This is a genomic window from Hydrocoleum sp. CS-953 (genome assembly GCF_002260545.1).
In the GTDB taxonomy this organism is placed as follows: Bacteria; Cyanobacteriota; Cyanobacteriia; order Cyanobacteriales; family Microcoleaceae; genus Trichodesmium.
On record NZ_LGSU01000488.1, the window covers coordinates 1 to 3303 of the forward strand.

The following is a 3303-nucleotide window of genomic DNA, read 5'->3' on the forward strand; positions in this document are numbered from 1 at the left end:
AGAATTCAGAATCCAGGAGGAATTAAGAATCATAGAAGAGGTAGCCAGAAGAATCGGATATAGTGATTTTCTCCCCTATTTGCCGAAAATACTAGATTTTTGAATAGGAATTACTACTGAAGCAGTTACTTTATTAGTATCTGCAAAAGCTGAAACCTCTACGAGTAAACACTTTTATATTTAATCAGCAAGCCCTAAAAAATATAGACTTTAAAGACAATTGTATTGATATTTTTTTCTAACTCAATTAATGCAGCTTTAAACTTATACGCTGATAGCTAATAACTGACGGCTCAATACTGACAAATTAGGTATTGCTGGTTTGACTTTCCCGTAGCGTTATATCTGCCAACTCAGATACACTCCCTTTTTCAGTTTGAAGTTGCCAGTTACCAACTAAATTCAAACTACCCTCCAAAAATTGACTCCGACATAACCGACGTTGAATCTTACCACTGGTAGTTTTCGGAATACTACCAGTCTTCAACAAATTAATAGCATAAACTTCCACTGTATGTTCCTCAGCAACTGCCTGACGAATAGCTCCCACTACTTCCTCAATATTCAACTTCCGTAAATAACTACGCTCCACCTCCTGAACAATTATTAACCGCTCATCATCCTCGGCCTCTATAGAAAAAGCTGCTCCACAACCAGACCTTAAAGCTGGATGACATTTTTCCACAGTTAATTCAATATCTTGAGGATAACGATACCTACCCCACAAAATCATTACATCTTTAATCCGACCAGTAATAAATAATTCCCCTTCCTCTAAAAATCCTAAGTCTCCTGTTCGTAAAAAAGGTCTTTTATCTGCTAAAAAAGCATTAAAAGTTTGTTCCGTTTCCTCCGCTTGCTGCCAATAACCTTTACCTACACCAGCACCGGATACCCAAATTTCTCCTACTTCTCCTTCTGAACGTTTAGTCAAAGATTCTGGATCGACTATGACAATTTCATCGCCCAACCAACTCCAACCACAACTAACTACTGCCCTACTTTTCTCCCCACCAACTACAACTCGGTTTTCTGCTAAAGCTTCAGCATCGACATATTTAATAGTTGGAGCTTTTGTTTTTGTTCCGCCACTAATAAATAGAGTAGTTTCTGCCATTCCATAACAAGGATAAAAAGCTTCTCGCCGAAAGCCACAAGGTGTAAAAGTCTGGGCAAATCTTTCTAAAGTTGCAGCTCGTACAGGTTCAGCTCCAGAAAATGCGACGCTCCAACTACTTAGGTCTAATTTTTTTAGTTGTTGTGGGGTTACTTGACGAGAAACTAAATCATAAGCAAAGTTGGGTCCGCCACTGGTTGTTGCTCTATATTTGGAAATAGCTTCTAACCAACGTATGGGTTTTTGAATTAAGGCTACGGGTGACATGAGGGTGACTGGAAAACCTCCGTAGAGAGGTTGTATGACTCCGCCTATTAATCCCATGTCGTGGAACATGGGTAGCCAAATTACGCCTTGACTTTCTGGGGAATGTTCAAAGGACTGATAAATAATTTCTGAATTATGTAGGACGTTGCCATGAGTTACCATTACTCCTTTTGGTTTGCCTGTGGAACCGGAGGTGTATTGGAAAAAGGCGAGGGTGTCAGGGTCGATTTTTGGTTCTCTCCATTGGGGTGCTTCATAAAATGAAATTTTATCCGTGGCTATCCATGGATACTGGTTGAGTTTGGGAGCTAGGTCTGGATTTTTGGCTAATTTTCCTCGAATTTCCTTCAAAAAGGATTCTGTGGTGAGAATAGCTTTTGGTTCAGAGGATTCGACTCTTTCTTGGAGTTTGGCTATAGCGTCGTTGTTGAGGGGAGGGTTGCTAGTTACGGCGATCGCTCCTGCACAGATACAACCAAGGAAACTGGTGATAAATTCTAGTCCGGCAGTGTAGGGATAAACGACTAATATTCGGTCTCCTGGGATGATGAATGATTGGAGGTGGGCAGCGATCGCTCGGACTTGAGTATTTAGTTGTTGATAGGTTAAGCTACCAGACTTGGTTTCTCCATCTGGCAGGAAAGTATAAGCTGTTTGGTTGGGGAGATTTTCTGAGCGGTCTTTTAGTATATCTATTATGGTTGAGTATTGAGCCATTTGAGGATTGTTGCAATTGTTGTATGGGTAAGTCTTTCTTAGTTATCATATACTGGTAAATCTGTCAAACCGCTGTTAGAGAAGGTGAGAAAAATTAGATCGCCATCCTAAAATGAAAATGAGGCGATCAGTGGTTTAAAGAACGAAANTGGTGGATGGATGGGAGTTGGGCGGCAGTCGCTGGGCTTGGGTAATTTAGTGGTGGATAGGTAAGGTTCCATGCCTTGGTTTTCCAATCTGGCGGGAAGGTAAAGCTGTTTGGTTGGGGAGATTTTCTGAGCGGTCTTTTAGTATATCTATTATGGTTGAGTATTGAGCCATTTGAGGATTGTTGCAATTGTTGTATGGGTAAGTCTTTCTTAGTTATCATATACTGGTAAATCTGTCAAACCGCTGTTAGAGAAGGTGAGAAAAATTAGATCGCCATCCTAAAATGAAAATGAGGCGATCAGTGGTTTAAAGAACGAAATAATAGGTATTTCAGGCTGAAAAATTTGATTAGGCAATAACATTCCTTCCGATTATTATATCAGATATTTTGAGCAATAAAGCTGAAACCATTGAAACTCTGTTGAGGAGTTTAGGCATTTTTAACAATTTTCTGTCAGAGGTTGATGATAATCTTTAAAATGTTATATCAAAGAAGCTGAGATTGATAACTAAAACCTTTCATAAGTGTTGAGTTATCATCAGAAACATAAAAAAATGATAGAAAAGGGAAAAAATATAATGATAATAACAACTTTTTCGGAAATCTTAGAAGTTGTAGATAAACTCTCTCGAAAAGATTGAGAAAAACTGATTGATAGAGTGTATCTCAATTTTGAAGAAAGCCAAAAATTTATCGCTTTTAGGGAACACTTAACTCCTATGGAGGGAATAGGGAAAAAGTATTTTTGTAAATATGAGATGCACCTGATTGATATATTAAAAAAATGTCTTTAAGTTAGACGTAGAGCAGATAAAATTAGATATTTTTCAAAGACACAAAAAGAGTTTGCAGGAGGTAAGTATCAACCTTTTACTCCAGAACAACTGATGGAAGAAATTATGTCGTGAATTTTTTTTTATTAGGGAATCTAGTAGAGTGGGAAGGGTGAAATGTAATACAGGATCTATCGGCAAAAAGAAACCAAACTATTCTGAAGTTATAAGTGCGGTGGGTTAATGCTCAAAGTTTTGCTAAATTATCTATTTTTTGG

Annotated in this window: 2 protein-coding genes; both read right to left on the reverse strand. The window is 38.2% G+C overall.

All coding sequences use genetic code 11. The features are described 5' to 3' along the window. Nucleotides 1-307: 307 nt before the first annotated feature. Entirely contained in the window at nt 308-2101 is a 1794-nt protein-coding gene (locus tag AFK68_RS04970) for a fatty acyl-AMP ligase (protein WP_094671836.1), read from the reverse strand. A gap of 195 nt (nt 2102-2296) precedes the next feature. Further along, nucleotides 2297-2422 carry a hypothetical protein gene (locus tag AFK68_RS43280; protein ID WP_256386488.1) on the reverse strand — a complete coding sequence of 42 codons (126 nt, stop codon included), beginning with the start codon at nt 2420-2422 and terminating at the stop codon, nt 2297-2299. Between the last annotated feature and the right edge of the window lie 881 nt (nt 2423-3303).